The sequence below is a fragment of the Amycolatopsis japonica genome, from assembly GCF_000732925.1.
Classification (GTDB): Bacteria; Actinomycetota; Actinomycetes; order Mycobacteriales; family Pseudonocardiaceae; genus Amycolatopsis; species Amycolatopsis japonica.
In genome coordinates, this window is sequence record NZ_CP008953.1 from 5247892 (window position 1) to 5264436 (window position 16545).

13 protein-coding genes are annotated in these 16545 nt (G+C 68.6%); 6 read left to right on the forward strand and 7 right to left on the reverse strand.

The genetic code is table 11. The features are described from left to right. Window positions 1-7 precede the first annotated feature (7 nt). The 7 genes from AJAP_RS24145 to AJAP_RS24175 all read right to left on the reverse strand — a co-directional run bounded on the left by AJAP_RS24145 (window position 8) and on the right by AJAP_RS24175 (window position 9759). Entirely contained in the window at window positions 8-1174 is a 1167-nt protein-coding gene (locus AJAP_RS24145; protein ID WP_016333218.1) for an acyl-CoA dehydrogenase family protein, read from the reverse strand. Continuing rightward, window positions 1171-3123, reverse strand: a complete 1953-nt coding sequence (locus tag AJAP_RS24150; protein ID WP_038515426.1) for an acetyl/propionyl/methylcrotonyl-CoA carboxylase subunit alpha — start codon at window positions 3121-3123, stop codon at window positions 1171-1173. The genes AJAP_RS24145 and AJAP_RS24150 overlap by 4 nt, the downstream gene beginning before the upstream one ends. A gap of 183 nt (window positions 3124-3306) precedes the next feature. Then, entirely contained in the window at window positions 3307-4905 is a 1599-nt protein-coding gene (locus AJAP_RS24155; RefSeq protein WP_051972583.1) for an acyl-CoA carboxylase subunit beta, read from the reverse strand. Next, window positions 4902-6050 (reverse strand): acyl-CoA dehydrogenase family protein, encoded by a 1149-nt coding sequence (locus tag AJAP_RS24160; protein WP_038515431.1) that lies wholly within the window; start codon window positions 6048-6050, stop codon window positions 4902-4904. Before AJAP_RS24160 ends, AJAP_RS24155 begins: the two co-directional genes overlap by 4 nt. Continuing rightward, window positions 6047-7744, reverse strand: a complete 1698-nt coding sequence (locus tag AJAP_RS24165) for an acyclic terpene utilization AtuA family protein (RefSeq protein ID WP_174492041.1) — start codon at window positions 7742-7744, stop codon at window positions 6047-6049. The genes AJAP_RS24160 and AJAP_RS24165 overlap by 4 nt, the downstream gene beginning before the upstream one ends. After that, window positions 7741-8535, reverse strand: coding sequence for a TIGR03084 family metal-binding protein (locus tag AJAP_RS24170; RefSeq protein ID WP_038515433.1), 795 nt, complete (start codon window positions 8533-8535; stop codon window positions 7741-7743). Before AJAP_RS24170 ends, AJAP_RS24165 begins: the two co-directional genes overlap by 4 nt. 369 nt (window positions 8536-8904) lie before the next feature. After that, on the reverse strand, window positions 8905-9759 hold the full coding sequence (locus tag AJAP_RS24175; protein WP_038515435.1) for an NAD(P)-dependent oxidoreductase: 855 nt from the start codon (window positions 9757-9759) through the stop codon (window positions 8905-8907). Window positions 9760-9809: 50 nt separating this feature from the next. On the opposite strand from AJAP_RS24175, the gene AJAP_RS24180 reads away from it, so the two are divergent. From AJAP_RS24180 to AJAP_RS24205, 6 genes are all read left to right on the forward strand, one after another. Then, window positions 9810-10202, forward strand: a complete 393-nt coding sequence (locus AJAP_RS24180) for a MerR family transcriptional regulator (RefSeq protein WP_038523787.1) — start codon at window positions 9810-9812, stop codon at window positions 10200-10202. After that, on the forward strand, window positions 10199-10669 hold the full coding sequence (locus tag AJAP_RS24185) for a tetratricopeptide repeat protein (RefSeq protein ID WP_038515437.1): 471 nt from the start codon (window positions 10199-10201) through the stop codon (window positions 10667-10669). Before AJAP_RS24180 ends, AJAP_RS24185 begins: the two co-directional genes overlap by 4 nt. A gap of 41 nt (window positions 10670-10710) precedes the next feature. After that, on the forward strand, window positions 10711-11550 hold the full coding sequence (locus AJAP_RS24190; protein WP_038515439.1) for an enoyl-CoA hydratase-related protein: 840 nt from the start codon (window positions 10711-10713) through the stop codon (window positions 11548-11550). Then, window positions 11535-12155 (forward strand): acetoacetate decarboxylase family protein, encoded by a 621-nt coding sequence (locus AJAP_RS24195; RefSeq protein WP_084098322.1) that lies wholly within the window; start codon window positions 11535-11537, stop codon window positions 12153-12155. The genes AJAP_RS24190 and AJAP_RS24195 overlap by 16 nt, the downstream gene beginning before the upstream one ends. A 222-nt stretch (window positions 12156-12377) precedes the next feature. Continuing rightward, window positions 12378-15359 (forward strand): ribonucleoside-diphosphate reductase subunit alpha, encoded by a 2982-nt coding sequence (locus AJAP_RS24200; RefSeq protein ID WP_038515443.1) that lies wholly within the window; start codon window positions 12378-12380, stop codon window positions 15357-15359. 76 nt (window positions 15360-15435) lie between these two features. After that, complete coding sequence (locus AJAP_RS24205) at window positions 15436-16512, forward strand: ribonucleotide-diphosphate reductase subunit beta (protein WP_037344090.1); 1077 nt, start codon at window positions 15436-15438, stop codon at window positions 16510-16512. Window positions 16513-16545 lie beyond the last annotated feature (33 nt).

Sequence of the window (16545 nt, forward strand, 5' to 3'; positions counted from 1 at the left end):
CCACCTCTCAGTAGGAGCGGGGCAGGCCGAGGCTGTGCTGGCCGACGAAGTTGAGCACCATCTCGCGGCTCACCGGCGCGATCCGGCCGAGGCGGACGGCCGTGACCAGCGTGCCCAGCCCGTATTCGCTGGCCAGCCCGTTGCCGCCGTGGGTCTGCACGGCCTGGTCGACCGCGCGGATGGCGACCTCGGCGGCCGCGTACTTCGCCATGTTCGCCGACTCGCCCGCGCCGAAGTCGTCGCCGGAGTCGTAGAGCGACGCCGCCTTCTGCGTCATGAGCTTGGCCAGTTCCAGCTCGATCTTGATCTCGGCCAGCGGATGCGCGAGCCCCTGGTGGGTGCCGATCGGCGCGCCCCACACCTTGCGCTCGTTGGCGTAGCCGACGGCCTTCCCCAGCGCGTAGCGCGCGATGCCGAGCGAGAACGACGCGCCCATGATGCGTTCGGGGTTGAGCCCGGCGAACAGCTGCGCGATCGCCGCGTCCTCCTCGCCGACCAGCGCGTCGGCCGGCAGGTGGACGTCGTCGAGGAACAGGCCGAACTGTTTCTCCGGCGAGACGATGTCCATGTCGATCTGCTTGTACTCGAAGCCGGGCGTGTCGGTCGGGACGGTGAACAGCGCGGGCTTGAGCTTGCCGGTCTTCGCGTCCTCGGTGCGGCCGACGACCAGGACGGCGTCCGCCTCGTCGACGCCGGAGATGTAGACCTTCCGTCCACTGAGGACCCAACCGTCGGCGTCCCGCTTCGCGGTGGTGGTGATCTTGTGCGAGTTCGACCCGGCGTCCGGTTCGGTGATCGCGAAGACCATCCGCCTGCTGCCGTCGGCGATGCCCGGAAGCCAGCGCTTCTTCTGCTCGTCGGTGCCGAAACGCGAGATGACCGTGCCGCAGATCGCCGGCGAGACGACCATGAGCAGCAGCGGGGAGCCTGCCGCGGCGAGTTCTTCGAGCACCGCGGCGAGATCCGCGATCCCCGCTCCCCCGCCGCCGTACTCCTCGGGCAGGTTCACGCCGAGGTAGCCCAGCCGTCCGGCTTCGGCCCACAGTTCCTCGGTCTTGAGCCCGGCACGCGCCTGCTTGGCGTAGTACTCGTACCCGTACTTCTTGCCGAGTTCGGCGACCGCGGCCCGCAGCGCGACGCGCTCCTCGGGCTCGGTGAAGTTCATCGCGTTCATTCGTCGTCTCCTACCACCGCGAGGATCGTGCCCACTTCGACCTGTTGTCCGACCACCACCGGGAGTTCGGTCACGACGCCGTCGGCGGGCGCCGCGATCCGGTGTTCCATCTTCATCGCTTCGAGCCACAGCAACGGATCGCCGGTCTTCACGGTGTCGCCCGCCTCGACCGCGAGCCGGACGACCGTGCCCGGCATCGGCGCCACGAGCGAACCGGCGGCGAGCGCCGCGTCGGGATCGGTGTACCTCGGCACCACGCCCAGTTCGACGGAGCCGTCCGGCGAATCGACGTACACCGTGTCGCCGTACCGGGCGACGGCGAACTTCCGCCGTACCCCGGAAATCTCCAGGACCACGTCGCCGCGCTCGGCGGAAACCAGTTCGACGCCTTCGAATCCGTCGGCACGCAGACCGTCCCGGCCGAGGCCGTAGCCGACCTCGATCTCGTCGTCGCCGTGACGAAAACGTTTGCGCTGCCCTTGGGACCGGACGTTGCGCCAGCCGCTCGGCAGCCGGCGCTGAACCCGGGCCTCCGAACGATTCGTGGCCGCACCGGCCAAAGCCGCGGCCAGCGCGGAAATCCGTACGGTGTCCACAGTGGCCAGTGGGGCCGCCAGGGTTTCGAGACCGTGCCGGTCGAAGAACGCCGTGTCGGTCTCTCCGGCGAGGAAAGCCTCGTGGCGCAACACGTTCACCAGCAGGTCGCGGTTGGTCACCACGCCGTGGATCTCCGCGCCCGCCAAGGCTCCGGCCAGCGCCCGCGCCGCGCTCCGGCGATCCGGGGCGTACGCGATGACCTTGGCGAGCATCGGGTCGTAGTGCACACCCACGGTCTGGCCGCTGACGAAACCCGAGTCGAGCCGGACACCCGGGCCGACCTCGAATTCCCGCTGTGCCGCGGGAAGCTCGAAACGGTGCAAGGTGCCGCTCTGCGGCTGCCAGCCCGCGGCGGGGTCTTCGGCGTAGAGCCGGACCTCGATGGCGTGACCCCGCGTTTCGGGCTCGTCGATCGGGAGGTGCTCGCCCTCCGCGATCCGCAGCTGCAACGAGACGAGGTCGAGCCCCGTCGTGGCCTCGGTGACCGGATGCTCGACCTGGAGCCGAGTGTTCATCTCCAGGAAGTAGAAGCGCCCGTCCGGTCCGGCGAGGAACTCGACCGTCCCGGCGCCGACGTAGTCGATCGCCTGCGCGGCCTTGCGGGCGGCGTCGAACAGCGCCTCCCGCATGGCCTCGTCGACGAACGGCGACGGCGCCTCTTCGACGACCTTCTGGTGACGGCGTTGGATCGAGCACTCGCGCTCCCCCACCGCCCACACCGTGCCGTGGGTGTCGGCGAGCACCTGCACCTCGATATGCCTGCCTGTCTCCAGGTACCGCTCGCAGAACACGGTCGGGTCGCCGAACGCCGACGCGGCCTCCGCGCTCGCGCCTTCGACGGCCTCGGCGAGTTCGCCGAGCGTGCGCACGACACGCATACCGCGCCCACCACCTCCGGCGGAGGCCTTGACCAGCAACGGAAGGTCGGCTTCGGTGACCTCGGCCGGGTCCAATTCGGACAGGATCGGGACACCGGCCTCGGCCATCATCCGCTTGGACTCGACCTTGGATCCCATGCTCTCGATGGCTTCCGGCGGCGGGCCGACCCAGGTGAGTCCCGCGTCGAGCACGGCGCGCGCGAACCCGGCGTTCTCGGACAGGAACCCGTAGCCGGGGTGGATCGCGTCGGCGCCGGTCTCCACGGCCGCCTTGATCAGTAGCTCGGCCCGCAAGTATGTGTCGGCGGGCGCGTTGCCCGGCAGGCGGACGGCGACGTCCGCCTCGGCGGTGTGCGGCGCGTCGGCGTCCGCGTCGGAGAACACCGCGACCGTGCCGATCCCGGCGTCGCGGCAGGTGCGGAACACGCGGCGGGCGATCTCCCCGCGGTTGGCGACCAGAAGTTTCTCGATCATGCCGCTCACTGTCCTTTACGCGAGATTGCGCGCGTCCGCGATCGGGTCGCCAGGGCGCGACTTCGCGTAGAATCCGCGCGGTTCGTCGACAAGCGCCCTGCCACCCCGATAGCGGGGCCTTCGGCAGAGCGCGCGCCTTTACGTGAATTTGGTTGCCGCGACATCAGTCTGCTCCGCCTCCCGTCACATACGGAAGACGCCGAAGCCTTCGGCGCCCTTCACTGGTCCATTGTGGATCACGGACAGGCTGAGCCCGAGCACCGTGCGGGTGTCGCGGGGATCGATGATCCCGTCGTCGTAAAGCATCCCGGAGAGGAACATCGGCATCGACTCGGCCTCGATCTGCCCTTCCACCATGGCGCGCATGGCGGCGTCGTGCTCCTCGTTGTACTCCTGCCCGCGCGACGCGGCCGCGGCCCTGGCCACGATGGACAGCACACCCGCGAGCTGCTGCGGGCCCATGACCGCGGATTTCGCACTGGGCCAAGCGAATAGGAACCGGGGATCGTAGGCGCGGCCGCACATCCCGTAGTGCCCGGCGCCGTACGAGGCGCCCATGAGCACCGAAAGATGCGGCACCTTCGAGTTCGACACGGCGTTGATCATCATCGCGCCGTGTTTGATGATGCCGCTCTGCTCGTACTCCTTGCCGACCATGTAGCCGGTGGTGTTGTGCAGGAAGACCAGCGGTGTGTCGATCTGGTTGGCCAGCTGGATGAACTGCGCGGCCTTCTGCGACTCCTCGCCGAACAGCACACCTTGGGCGTTGGCGAGGATGCCGACCGGGTAACCGTGGATACTCGCCCAGCCGGTGGCGAGACTGCTGCCGTACAGGGGTTTGAACTCGTCGAAGTCCGAACCGTCGGCGACCCTGGCGATCACCTCGCGCGGATCGAACGGCACCTTGAGATCGGTGGGCACGATGCCGAGCAGGTCTTCGGCGGAGTACAGCGGCTCGGCGTAGTCCGGCTTCGGCGTCGGGCCCTGTTTGGTCCAGTTGAGCCGTTTGACGATACTGCGCCCGAGCCGGATCGCGTCCTCTTCGTCCGCCGCGAGGTAGTCGGCGAGGCCCGAGGTGCGGGCGTGCATTTCGGCGCCGCCGAGCGATTCGTCGTCGGATTCCTCGCCGGTCGCCATCTTGACCAGCGGCGGGCCGCCGAGGAACACCTTCGCGCGTTCCTTGACCATCACGACGTAGTCCGACATGCCGGGCAGGTACGCGCCACCCGCGGTCGAGTTTCCGAACACCAGCGCGATCGTGGGCACCTTCGCCGCCGAGGACCGCGTGAGGTCACGGAAGATCCGGCCGCCGGGGATGAAGATCTCCTTCTGCGTCGGCAGATCCGCCCCGCCGGACTCGACGAGGTTGATCACCGGCAGCCGGTTCTGTGCGGCGATGTCCGCGGCGCGGTAGCTCTTCTTGGCCGTCCACGGGTTGCTCGCCCCGCCTTTGACCGTCGGGTCGCTGGCGGAGATCATGCACTCGACGCCTTCGACGACGCCGATGCCGGTGATCACGCTGGCGCCGACCTGGTAGTCCGAACCCCAGGCCGCCAGCGGCGAAAGCTCCAGGAACGGCGAGTCCTCGTCGAGGAGGAGCTCGATCCGCTCGCGGGCCAGCAGCTTGCCGCGTTTGCGATGCCGGGAGACGTACTTCTCACCGCCACCCGCGATCGCCTTGGCGTGCTCGCCGTCGATCTCGGCGAGTTTGCCGAGCATGGATTCGCGATTCTCCGCGAACTCCTCGCTCCGCGTGTCCACAGTGGACCGTATCGTGCTCATGCGGTGTATCCCAATCGCTTCGCGGCCAAGCCGGTGAGGATCTCGTTGGTCCCGCCGCCGATGCCGAGGATGCGCACGTCACGGTAGTGACGCTCCACTTCGGACTCCCGCATGTAGCCGAGTCCGCCGTGCAGCTGCACGGCCTCGTTGACCACCCATTCGGCGGTCTCGACGGCGGTGTTCTTCGCGAAACAGGCTTCGGCGATGACCTCTTCGCCCGCGACGTGCCGCTGCGCGACCTGGCGGGTATAGGTGCGGGCGACGTCGATCTTGCGGGCCATCTCGGTGAGCTTGTGCTGCACCAGCTGACGGGAGATCAGCGGACGGCCGAAGGTCTCGCGCAGGCGGCACCAGTCCAAGGTCAGGTCGAGTGCCCGCTGCGCGTGCGCGTAGCCCTGCACGGCCAGCGAGACCCGTTCGGTGACGAACTGCGTGGCGACCTGCGCGAAGCCGCTGTTCTCGGCGCCGATCAGGTTCTCCGCCGGCACGCGGACGTCCACATAGGACAGCTCGGCGGTGTCCGAGCAGAGCCAGCCCATCTTCTCCAGCTTGCGGGAGACGGTGAAACCCGGCGTGCCGCGTTCGACCACGATGAGCGAGATCCCGTGGGCGCCGGCTTCCCCGGTGCGGACCACGGTGGTCACGAAATCGGCGCGGCAGCCCGAGGTGATGAAGGTCTTGGCGCCGTTGATGACGTACTCGTCGCCCTCGCGTACCGCCGTCGTGCGGATCCCGGCGACGTCGGAACCGCCGTCGGGTTCGGTGACCGCGAGCGAGCCGATCTTGGCGCCTTCCAGTGTCGGCCGGACCCAGCGCTCGATCTGCACCGGATCCCCGGCCGCCGCGATATGCGGGACGGCGATGCCGCAGGTGAACAGCGAGGCGAAGAGGCCACCGGATCCGCCCGCGTAGTGCAGTTCCTCGGCGATGACGACGGCATCGAGGTAGTCGCCGCCCCCACCGCCGACCTCCTCGGGGAAGCCGACGCCGAGCAAGCCGAGTTCCCCGGCCTTGCGGTGCAGATCGCGGGGCAGTTCGCCCTCGCGCTCCCACTCGTCGAGGTACGGCAGGATCTCGGTTTCGGCGAACCGCCGGACGGTCTTGCGCAGTTCGGCGCGTTCCGGCGTGGCGAAGGGATCGGTCACAGGAGGGCCTCCGGGATGTCGATCTCGCGGGAGCGCAGCCATTCCCCGAGCGCCTTCGCCTGCGGGTCGAACCGCGCCTGCGACGCGACGCCCTCGCCGAGGATGCCTTCGACGACGAAGTTGACCGCCCGCAGGTTCGGCAGCAGATGCCGCCGGACCTCGAGGTCCGCGGTCTCCGGGAGCAGCAGTTTGAACTCGGTGACGGTCAGCCGGTGCGCGAGCCAGCGCCACGCCTCGTCGGAACGCGCCCAGACGCCGACGTTCGCGTTGCCGCCCTTGTCGCCGCTGCGCGCGCCGACCACCTTGCCGAGCGGCACCCTGCGGACTTCGGCCTGCGTGAACGGTGCGGGCAGAGCGGATTCGTCCACTTCGGACAGAGGCAAGGTCTCGGCGGCGGGCGCGATGTCGCGGCGCGTTCCGTCCGGCAGGACGGCGACGTGCGGCACCTCTTTCGCGTCGACGAAAGCAGCACGATAGACGCCGTAGGGCGAGGCGGCCGCGGGCGGCGCGGTGACGTGGAACCCGGGATAGCTCGCCAGCGCGAGCTCGATCGCCGCGCCGCTGAACGCGCGCCCCGCGACCTCCGGATCGGCGTCCTTCACCGCGACGTGCAGCAACGCGCTCGCCTGCTGCTCGGTTTCGGCGTCGGGCCGGTCGGTGCGGGCCAGGGTCCACCGGACGTCGGCGGGCGGCCGCGCCTTGAGCGCGCCTTCGAGTTGTTCCTTGACCAGAGCGGCTTTCGCCTCGATGTCGAGTCCGGTGAGGACGAACGTCGTCTCGTTGCGGAAACCGCCGAGCCCGTTCAGACAGACCTTGAGTGTCGGAGGCGGCGGCTCGCCCGTGACGCCGCTGATCCGGACCCGGTCCTGGCCGTCCTCGGTGAGGGTCAGCGTGTCGAACCGCGTCGTGACGTCCGGCCCGGCGTAACGGGCGCCGGTGATCTCGTAGAGCAGTTGCGCCGTAACGGTTCCGGCGTTCACGACACCGCCCGTACCGGGGTGTTTGGTGATCACGCTGGAGCCGTCGGCGGAGATCTCGGCGATCGGGAACCCCGGGACGCCGATCTCGTGCTCGGTGAAGAAGGCGTAGTTGCCACCGGTAGCCTGCGTCCCGCATTCGATCACGTGTCCGGCCGCGACCGCGCCCGCCAGGGCGTCGTAGTCGTCGCGCGCCCAGCCGAAGTGCGCGGCGGCGGGGCCGACGATCACCGAAGCGTCGGTGACGCGGCCGGTCACCACGATGTCGGCGCCCGCGTTCAGGCATTCCGCGATCCCCCACGCGCCGAGATAGGCGTTGGCGGTCAAGGTCTTGCCGAAGCCGAGCTCCTCCGCGCGCTGGATGAGGTCGTCGCCCTCGACGTGCGCGATCGCGACGTCGACGCCGAGCTTCGCGGCCAGTTCGCGGAGCGCGTCCGCCAGCCCGGCGGGGTTGAGCCCGCCGGCGTTCGCGACGATCTTGACGCCTTTTTCCTTGGCCAGAGCGAGATTCTGCTCCATCTGGCGCAGGAACGTCTTGGCGTAACCGCGGTTCGGGTCTTTCATCCGGTCGCGGCCGAGGATGAGCATGGTCAGCTCGGCCAGGTAGTCGCCGGTCAGCACGTCGAGCGGGCCGCCGGTGAGCATCTCGTGGACCGCGGAGAACCGGTCGCCGTAGAACCCGGACGCGTTGCCGATGCGGATCGGGGCCGGGGTCACGCGAACTGCCCCGGCTTCCGTCCGGCTCCGGGAGGCCCGGCGAAGGCCTGTGCGATCCCGAGCCATTCCTCGACGTTCTTGCCGGTGGCGACCAGGTCGGTGTCGGCGGGGTGACGGCGCTGGGTGATCACGAGGCAGAAGTCGACCGCGCTCCCGGTGAGCCGCTGCCCGGCGTCCTCGGGACCGAAAGCCCAGGTGGTGCCGTCGGGCGCGGTCAGCTCGACGCGGAATTCCTCGTGGGGCGGGGCGAGCGCGTTGAGCTTGTAGGCGAAGTCGCGCGTGCGGGTGCCGAACCGGGCGATGTGCCAGATCCGGGCGGTGTTCTCGCGCGCGACGCCGAGCGCGTCGAAGATGTCCTGACCGTGCGCCCAGGTCTCCATGAGGCGCGCGGTCACCATGGAGGCGGCACTCATCGGCGGGCCGTACCAGGGAATCTTCTGTCCGTCGGGCACCGCGGCGAGCGCTTCGGCGAGCTCCGCGCGACCGGCGCGCCACTCCTCCAGCAGTTCGCGGGGCGGCGTCTTCGCGCCCTCGGCGGCACCGTCGTCGACGTAGGACTCGCCCGTCGCGAGCAGCCCTTCGATCTCGGCCTGCCACTCGGCCTCGGACCCGCGCGCCGCGATCAGCGCCTTCTTGTCCGTCCAGGCCAGATGGGCTATCTGATGGGCGATCGTCCAGCCTTCGGCCGGGGTCTGCCGCGCCCAGTCCGACGCGGGCAGATCCGCCACCACGTCGTCGATGGCCTGCGATTCCGCCGCGAGATCCCCAAGGATCACGCCCAGGTCAGCCATGCCCGCCTCCTCGCGTCTCCCCCAGGCTGACACTCGGTGGCGGAAAAATCAAGCGCGCCTGATTGTTTTCCTCGGACGACGTTCCGTGAAGGCCTCCTTGAGGGACTCTGGGTCTCTCAAGGAGGCCTTCACGGACGGCGGGGACCAGGCCGGCGACCGTTCCGAGGCCGGTCGGGCATCGAGGGAACCCGATCCTCATCGCAGCCCAGTGTCCCCAATGTGGCATTGGAGACGCTCAGTGTCCCCAATGCCACATTGGGAACACTGAATCCCATCTCCCACAACCTCCGCGCGACATCGCCTCGGCAACCCACACACCGATGGTTAGCAGAGGTCCCTCAAGGAGGCCTTCACGGACAGCGGGGCAGCTCAGCTCCCCGGTCGCTCGAATTCCCGGATCAGCACCGGATACTGCTCACCCCCGTGCCCCGCGGCGATCGCGCGGTCGGCCATCGCCTTGATCAGCTTCGGCAGCTCGGCGTTCACGCCCAGCGCCTCGCTCTCCTCGACCATGTGCGCCATCGCGCGCGCGTCGGTCTCCAACGCCGACACCTCGGCGGGGAAGGAACCCTTGTCGATCTGCTCCGCGTAGCCGGGCAGCCAGTCCGCCACCCCGGCGGCGATCTGCCGCGCGAACGGCGCGTACGTCGCGGCGTCGACACCGGCCGTCTTGAGCATCGCGGTGCCCTGGAGCCACGCGTTGAGGACGCTCCACATCATCGTCAGGCCGGCGACGTCGTACAGGGACGCGAGGCCGGGGTCCTCGCCCAAGTGGCTGACCGTGCCGAGCGCGCCGAGGTCGAAGTCCGGCCGCGGTCCGCTCAGCAGGATCACCGCCTCGTCGGTCCCGATCGACGACGGGATGGCCATGATCGCGCCGTCCAGGTAGCGGGCGCCGTGTTTTTCGGCCCAGGCGGCGGTTTCCCGCGCCTGCGCGGAGTCGCCCGAGGTGAGATTGACCAGGGTCGCGCCGTCGAGACCGGCGTCGCCGAGCAGTTCGCGCACGGCGGAATAGTCGGTGAGGCACACGATCGTCACGCCGCCGAGCGCGTCGCCGATCGTGGGCGCGAGCCGCGCGCCTTCGGCCACGAGCGCGTCCGCCTTGGCGGCCGTCCGGTTCCACACGGTCGTGGGATGCCCGGCCTTCAGGAACGCGCGGGCGAGCGCGGTGCCCATCAGGCCGAGGCCGACGACCGAAATCGGGGTGTTCGTTTTGTCTGTCATGGCACGATCGTCAACGTTGATACCGGTATGAAGGTCAAGTGGGGAAAGCGATGAAGATCGGTGAACTGAGTCACCGGACGGGCGTCAACGCCCATCAGCTGCGCTACTACGAGGCGCAGGGCCTCTTGGAGGCGAGCCGCGGCACGAACGGCTACCGCGAGTACGACGAGACGGCGTTGCTGCGGGTGAGGCAGATCCGCCACCTGCTCGCCGCCGGCCTGTCGTCCGAGGACATCGCGTACCTGCTCCCCTGCGCGATCGGCGAGGAACCGGAGCTGATCGGCTGTCCCGAGCTGCTGGCCGCGATGCGCGAGCGGCTCGGTCGCCTGGACGAGCAGCTGGCCAAGCTGAACCGGTCGCGTGACGCGCTGGCCGAGTACATCGTCGTGGCCGAGCGGGTCGGCGCCGAGACCTACCCGCCGTTCGACGGAACCGCCGCGTGAACGAGGCGGTCCGGTTGCGGGAGCAAGGCACCGACGAGGCGCGCCTGCGGCTGATCGAGCTGGCCGAGAGGAATCCACGGGACGCCGTGATCGCCTACCAAACCGCGTGGGCCCACGATTCGGCCGGTTTGGAAGCCGAAGCGGCCCCGTTCTACGAGCAGGCGCTCGCGGGCGAAGGTCTGTCCACAGAGGACCGGCACGGCGTGTTCGTCGGGCTCGGCAGCACGTACCGCGTCCTCGGCCGGTACGAGGAGTCGCTCGCGACCTTGCGGCGCGGTCTCGGCGAGTTCCCGGACGACGCGGCGCTGAGGACGTTCCTCGCGATGGCGCTCTACAACGCCGGCGAGGCGCGCGAGGCGGCGGGAACCCTGTTGAAGGTGCTCGCGGCGACCAGCGCGGACGACGGCGTCCGGCGATACCGGCGAGCGGTCGAGTACTACGCGGACCATCTGGACGACGTCGATTGAGTCTTGTTGACACCTTGTCAACACTGGCTTACTTTCACGTCATGAGCGCGTACGCCGAAATCACCTACGAGGTCGAAGACCGCATCGCGACGGTCACGCTCAACCGGCCCGAGGCCCGCAACGGCTACACCATCCGCATGGCCGACGAACTCGGCGACGCGATGGATCGCGCCGACCGCGACGAGGACGTCCGGGTGGTGATCCTGACCGGCAACGGCAAGGACTTCTCGGTGGGCGCCGACCTCACGCAGGGCGGTTTCGACTTCGATCCGGAGACCGGGCCGGACGCGGCGTGGCAGGAGCCGGCGGGACGCTGCTCGAAGCGGATCTTCACGATGAACAAGCCGGTGATCGCCGCCCTGCGTGGCGCGGCCGTCGGCGGCGGCGTCACGATCACCCTGTCGTGCGACTACCGCCTCGCGTCCACGGACTCCCGGTTCGGCTTCGTGTTCGTCCGCCGCGGGATCTACCCCGAAGGCGCGTCCGCGTGGTTCCTCCCCCGGCTCGTCGGGATGGGCACGGCACTCGACTGGATGATCAGCGGCCGCGTCTTCGGCGCCGAGGAGGCGAAAACCGCCGGACTGGTCCACAGTGTCCACGAGCCCGAAGAAGTACTCGGCAAGGCACGCGAACTCGCTCGTGAGATCGCCGCGACCACGTCGCCGGTCTCGGTCGCCGTGACCCGCCAGCTGCTGTACCGGATGGCGAGCGCGGAATCGCCGTTCCCCGTGCACGAGCTCGACTCCCGGCTGATCGGCGGCCTGGGCTCCAGCCCGGACGCGGTCGAAGGCGTCGTGTCCTTCCTGCAGAAACGACCACCGGAGTTCTCCATGCGCGTCGACACCGACCAGCCCGCCTACCTGCCATGGCTGAACAAGTGACCGCGTATCCCCCGGAGCCCTGGAACCTGGCCGGTCAGGCATATCTGTCGATCTGGCGTGTCCCGGTGAGCGAACTGCCCGCACTGCCCGGCGGCGTCGAGCCGATCGTGGTCGGCGGCCGCGCCCAGGTGTTCACCGCCTGGATCGACTACCAGGAACCCGGGCAGCTCCAGTATCACGAGCTGCTGGCGACGGTCGCGGTCCGCGGCGAGCGCCTCTCCAGCTCCATCACCGACATCTGGGTCGACAGCGAGGTCTCGCTCGCCGGTGGGCGGGCACTGTGGGGCATCCCCAAGGATCTCGCCGCGCTCGACTTCGCCCACGGACGGACCTTCACCGCCTCGGCGGCCACCCAGGAAGACTGGATCGCGACGGCGGCCTTCACTCCCCGCCCGAGCCTCCCGGTACGGATGCCCGCGGCCTTCGACGTCGTCCAAATGCTGGACGGCCGTCTCAAAAGGAGCCCCGTCCGGGCGAAGGCGAGGCCTTGTCCGGCGGCCGCGGACTGGCGGATCAACGAGTCCGGGCCGTTCGGCTTCCTGGCCGGTCAGCGGCCCGTCCTGAACGCCTGCCTGCGCGATTTCAAGATCGTCTTCGGCGGTTGACCAGCCGCTCAGCGTGATCGTCTAACCCGCCAGGGTGAGCCGACGACACGCCACCCATTGGGGCACGTGCAGCCTCCGACCCCTACATGTAGTCTCTGGGAACCGGCACCGCCCAGCGACGGGGAGACCGCTCGGGAGCGGTGGTCGGACAGCTTTGTGAACGTGCAGCGCACGGCCTTGTGAGGCCTTGTGGTGCTTCAACGCGCCCTTTTGGAGACATGCATGTCAGTGGAAACCGGTCAGCGGCCGCCCTCGTCCTCGGACACCACGCCCGCGACCGTGCGAGTCATCCGGCGGGACGGCAGCGTGTCCCCCTTCGACGCGAACAAGATCTCGGTCGCCGTGACCAAGGCCTTCCTCGCCGTCGAGGGCGGTGACGCGGCCGCTTCGTCGCGGATCCACCACCTGGTCAAGGAACTGACCGAGCAGATCGAGACCACCCTGCTCCGCCACGCCGGTCCCGAGACCGCGCTGCACATCGAGCAGATCCAGGACATCGTCGAGCTCGCGCTCATGCGCGGCGAGCACCACAAGGTCGCCCGCGCGTACGTCCTGTACCGCGAGGAGCGCGCGAAGGCCCGCGAGGCCGAGAAGCCCGCGTCGTCCGACGTCGCCATCAGCGTCAAGGCGGCCGACGGTTCGCTCCGCCCGCTCGACTGGGCCCGCGTCTCGCACGTCGTCGGCGAGGCCGTCGCCGGCCTCGAGGACGTCTCGGCGGAGCCGGTGCTGGCCGAGGCCAAGCGCAACCTCTACGACGGCATCAGCGCCGACGAGCTCGCCCTCGCGCAGATCATGGCCGCGCGCGTGCTCGTCGAGCAGGAGCCGAACTACTCCTACGTCAGCGCCCGGCTACTCGCGGACAAGCTCCGCGGCGAAGCGCTCAGCTACCTCGCGGGCGTGCCGCAGCAGGCCAGCCAGGACGAGATGACCACCCGGTACCCGCAGTACTTCCGGGACTACCTCAAGCGCGCCATCGAGCTTGAGCTCGTCAACGCCGAGCTGCAGACCTTCGATCTGGACAAGATCACCGCGGCCATCCACGCCGAGCGCGACCTCGACTTCGGCTTCCTCGGCCTGCAGACCCTGTACGACCGGTACTTCCAGCACCACGACGGGGTCCGCTTCGAGCTGCCGCAGGCGTTCTTCATGCGCGTCGCGATGGGCCTGGCGATCCGCGAGGACGACCGTGAGGCTCGTGCCATCGAGTTCTACGAGCTGCTCTCGACGTTCCACTTCATGGCGTCCACCCCGACGCTGTTCAACTCGGGCACCACGCGTCCGCAGCTGTCGTCCTGCTTCCTGACCACGGTCGACGACGACCTGGACTCGATCTTCCAGGCGTACAAGAACAACGCGCTGCTGGCGAAGTACTCGGGCGGTCTCGGCAACGACTGGACCCCGGTCCGCGGCCTCGGCGCGCACATCAAGGGCACCAACGGCCAGTCGCAGGGTGTCGTGCCGTTCCTCAAGATCGCCAACGACACCGCGGTCGCGGTGAACCAGGGCGGCAAGCGCAAGGGCGCGGCCTGCGCGTACCTCGAGACCTGGCACGTGGACATCGAGGAATTCCTCGACCTGCGCAAGAACACCGGTGACGACCGTCGTCGTACGCACGACATGAACACCGCGAACTGGGTGCCGGACGAGTTCCTGCGCCGCGTCGAGGCCGACGCGCAGTGGACGCTGTTCTCGCCGAACGAGACCCCGGACCTGCACGACCTCTACGGCAACGCGTTCGCCGAGCGCTACCGCGAGTACGAGGCCGCCGCCGAACGCGGTGAGCTGAAGGTGTTCCGCAAGGTCCGCGCGGTCGACCTGTGGCGCCGCATGCTGACCATGCTGTTCGAGACCGGCCACCCGTGGATCACCTTCAAGGACCCGTGCAACCTGCGTTCGCCGCAGCAGCACGTGGGTGTCGTGCACTCGTCCAACCTGTGCACCGAGATCACCCTGAACACCACCACCGACGAGGTCGCGGTCTGCAACCTCGGCTCGGTGAACCTGCTCAAGCACGTCACCCCCGAGGGCCTGGACACCCAGCGCCTCGAGAAGACCGTGCGCACCGCGGTCCGCATGCTCGACAACGTGATCGACATCAACTTCTACACGATCCCGGAGGCGCGCCGCTCCAACCTGCGTCACCGCCCGATCGGCCTCGGCCTGATGGGCTTCCAGGACGCGCTGTTCGAGATCGGTGTCCCGCTGTCCTCGAACGAGGCCGTGCAGTTCGCGGACACGAGCATGGAGCACATCAGCTACTACGCGATCTCGGCGTCGACCGACCTCGCGGAGGAGCGCGGCCAGTACCAGACGTTCGAGGGTTCCTTGTGGAGCAAGGGAATCCTGCCGATCGACTCGATGCAGCTGCTCATCGACGCGCGACAGGGCGACGCGCTCGACGTCGACACCTCGTCCACTTTGGACTGGGCGCCGCTGCGTGAGCGGGTCAAGACCGTCGGCATGCGCAACTCCAACGTGATGGCGATCGCGCCGACCGCGACGATCTCCAACATCTGCGGCGTCGGGCAGTCGATCGAGCCGCTGTTCCAGAACCTGTTCGTCAAGTCGAACATGTCCGGCGACTTCACCGTGGTGAACCCGCACCTGGTCCGCTCGCTCAAGGAGCGCGGGCTGTGGGACGAGGTCATGGTTTCGGACCTGAAGTACTTCGACGGCAGCCTCGGCCAGATCGACCGCGTGCCGGACGACCTGAAGGCGCTGTACGCGACCGCGTTCGAGATCGAGTCCAAGTGGCTGGTGGACGCCGGTTCGCGGCGCCAGAAGTGGATCGACCAGGCCCAGTCGCTGAACCTGTACATCGCGGCGCCCAGCGGCCGCAAGCTCGACGAGCTGTACCGCTACGCCTGGCACAAGGGCCTCAAGACCACGTACTACCTGCGGGCCCGGTCCGCGACGCACGTGGAGAAGAGCACCCTGCGCGGCACCGACGGCAAGCTGAACGCGGTCTCGGCCACCCCGGCCCCCGCCGCACCCGCTTCGCCGAAGCCCGCCGCCGCCCCGGCTCCCGCCGCTTCGCCCGCGCCGTCGGCTTCCGCCGCGGTTCCGGCCGTGCCGGTGACCGCTCCTGCCCCGGCCGCCAAGCCGGAGCCGAAGGAGATGCCGAAGGTCTCGGACGTCGACTTCGTCGCCACCGAAGGCGCCGCCTGCCGGATCGACGACCCCGACTGCGAAGCCTGCCAGTAAGACATCGTCGTGAGTGGCGATTCGGGTTCTGACCCGAATCGCCACTCACGGCCCCCGACTCGTGAAGTGAGCTTTCATGACCACCTTTGACGCCTCCGCCGACGCCACGGGCCTCGGTGAGATCGAAGTCGGCGCCGCCCGCATCAACGTCGACGACAAGCGGATGATCAACGCCCGCGCCGACGTCAACCAGCTGCTGCCGATGAAGTACACCTGGGCGTGGGAGAAGTACCTCGCCGGCTGCAACAACCACTGGATGCCGACCGAGGTCGCCATGCAGGCCGACATCGCGCTGTGGAAGTCGCCCGACGGCCTCACTGAGGACGAGCGCACCATGCTCAAGCGCAACCTCGGCTTCTTCGCCACCGCGGAATCGCTGGTGGCCAACAACATCGTGCTCGCGGTGTACCGGCAGATCACCAACCCCGAATGCCGCCAGTACCTGCTGCGCCAGGCGTTCGAGGAGGCCGTGCACACGCACACCTTCCAGTACATCTGCGAAAGCCTCGGCCTGGTCGAGGGCGAGCTGTTCAACATGTACCGCGAGGTCCCGTCCATTTCGGACAAGGACGCGTGGGCGCTGAAGTACACGCAGAACCTGGAGAACCCGGACTTCGAGACCGGCACCCCGGAAGCCGACCAGAACTTCCTGCGTGACCTCGTCGCGTTCTACGTGATCTTCGAGGGCATGTGGTTCTACACCGGTTTCGCGCAGATCCTCTCGCTCGGCCGCCGGAACAAGATGATCGGTATCGCCGAGCAGTACCAGTACATCCTGCGCGACGAGTCGATCCACCTGAACTTCGGCATCGACTGCATCAACCAGATCAAGATCGAGAACCCGCACCTGTGGACCGAGGAGTTCCAGGCGGAGATCCGGACGATGCTGACCGAGGCGTGCGAACTCGAGGTCGCCTACGCCCGCGACACCATGCCGCGCGGCATGCTCGGGCTCTCGGCCGAGCTGATCGAGCAGTACATGCACTTCATCACCGACCGGCGGGCGCAGCAGATCGGCCTCGCGCCGATCTTCGGCGAGACCGAGAACCCGTTCCCGTGGATGTCGGAGGCGATGGACCTCAAGAAGGAGAAGAACTTCTTCGAGACCCGCGTCATCGAGTACCAGTCCGGTGGCGCCCTCGACTGGGACTGATCGCCCGTCCGTAGTACATGAAGGCCCCCTTCC

Bases quoted from the DNA above. Each gene is read 5' to 3' on its own strand.
- AJAP_RS24190 (WP_038515439.1), top strand. From the start codon at position 10,711: ATGAGCGCGTACGCCGAAATCACCTACGAGGTCGAAGACCGCATCGCG.
- AJAP_RS24195 (WP_084098322.1), top strand. From the start codon at position 11,535: ATGGCTGAACAAGTGACCGCGTATCCCCCGGAGCCCTGGAACCTGGCC.
- AJAP_RS24200 (WP_038515443.1), top strand. From the start codon at position 12,378: ATGTCAGTGGAAACCGGTCAGCGGCCGCCCTCGTCCTCGGACACCACG.
- AJAP_RS24205 (WP_037344090.1), top strand. From the start codon at position 15,436: ATGACCACCTTTGACGCCTCCGCCGACGCCACGGGCCTCGGTGAGATC.
- AJAP_RS24180 (WP_038523787.1), top strand. From the start codon at position 9,810: ATGAAGATCGGTGAACTGAGTCACCGGACGGGCGTCAACGCCCATCAG.
- AJAP_RS24170 (WP_038515433.1), bottom strand. From the start codon at position 8,535: ATGGCTGACCTGGGCGTGATCCTTGGGGATCTCGCGGCGGAATCGCAG.
- AJAP_RS24145 (WP_016333218.1), bottom strand. From the start codon at position 1,174: ATGAACGCGATGAACTTCACCGAGCCCGAGGAGCGCGTCGCGCTGCGG.
- AJAP_RS24155 (WP_051972583.1), bottom strand. From the start codon at position 4,905: ATGAGCACGATACGGTCCACTGTGGACACGCGGAGCGAGGAGTTCGCG.
- AJAP_RS24175 (WP_038515435.1), bottom strand. From the start codon at position 9,759: ATGACAGACAAAACGAACACCCCGATTTCGGTCGTCGGCCTCGGCCTG.
- AJAP_RS24150 (WP_038515426.1), bottom strand. From the start codon at position 3,123: ATGATCGAGAAACTTCTGGTCGCCAACCGCGGGGAGATCGCCCGCCGC.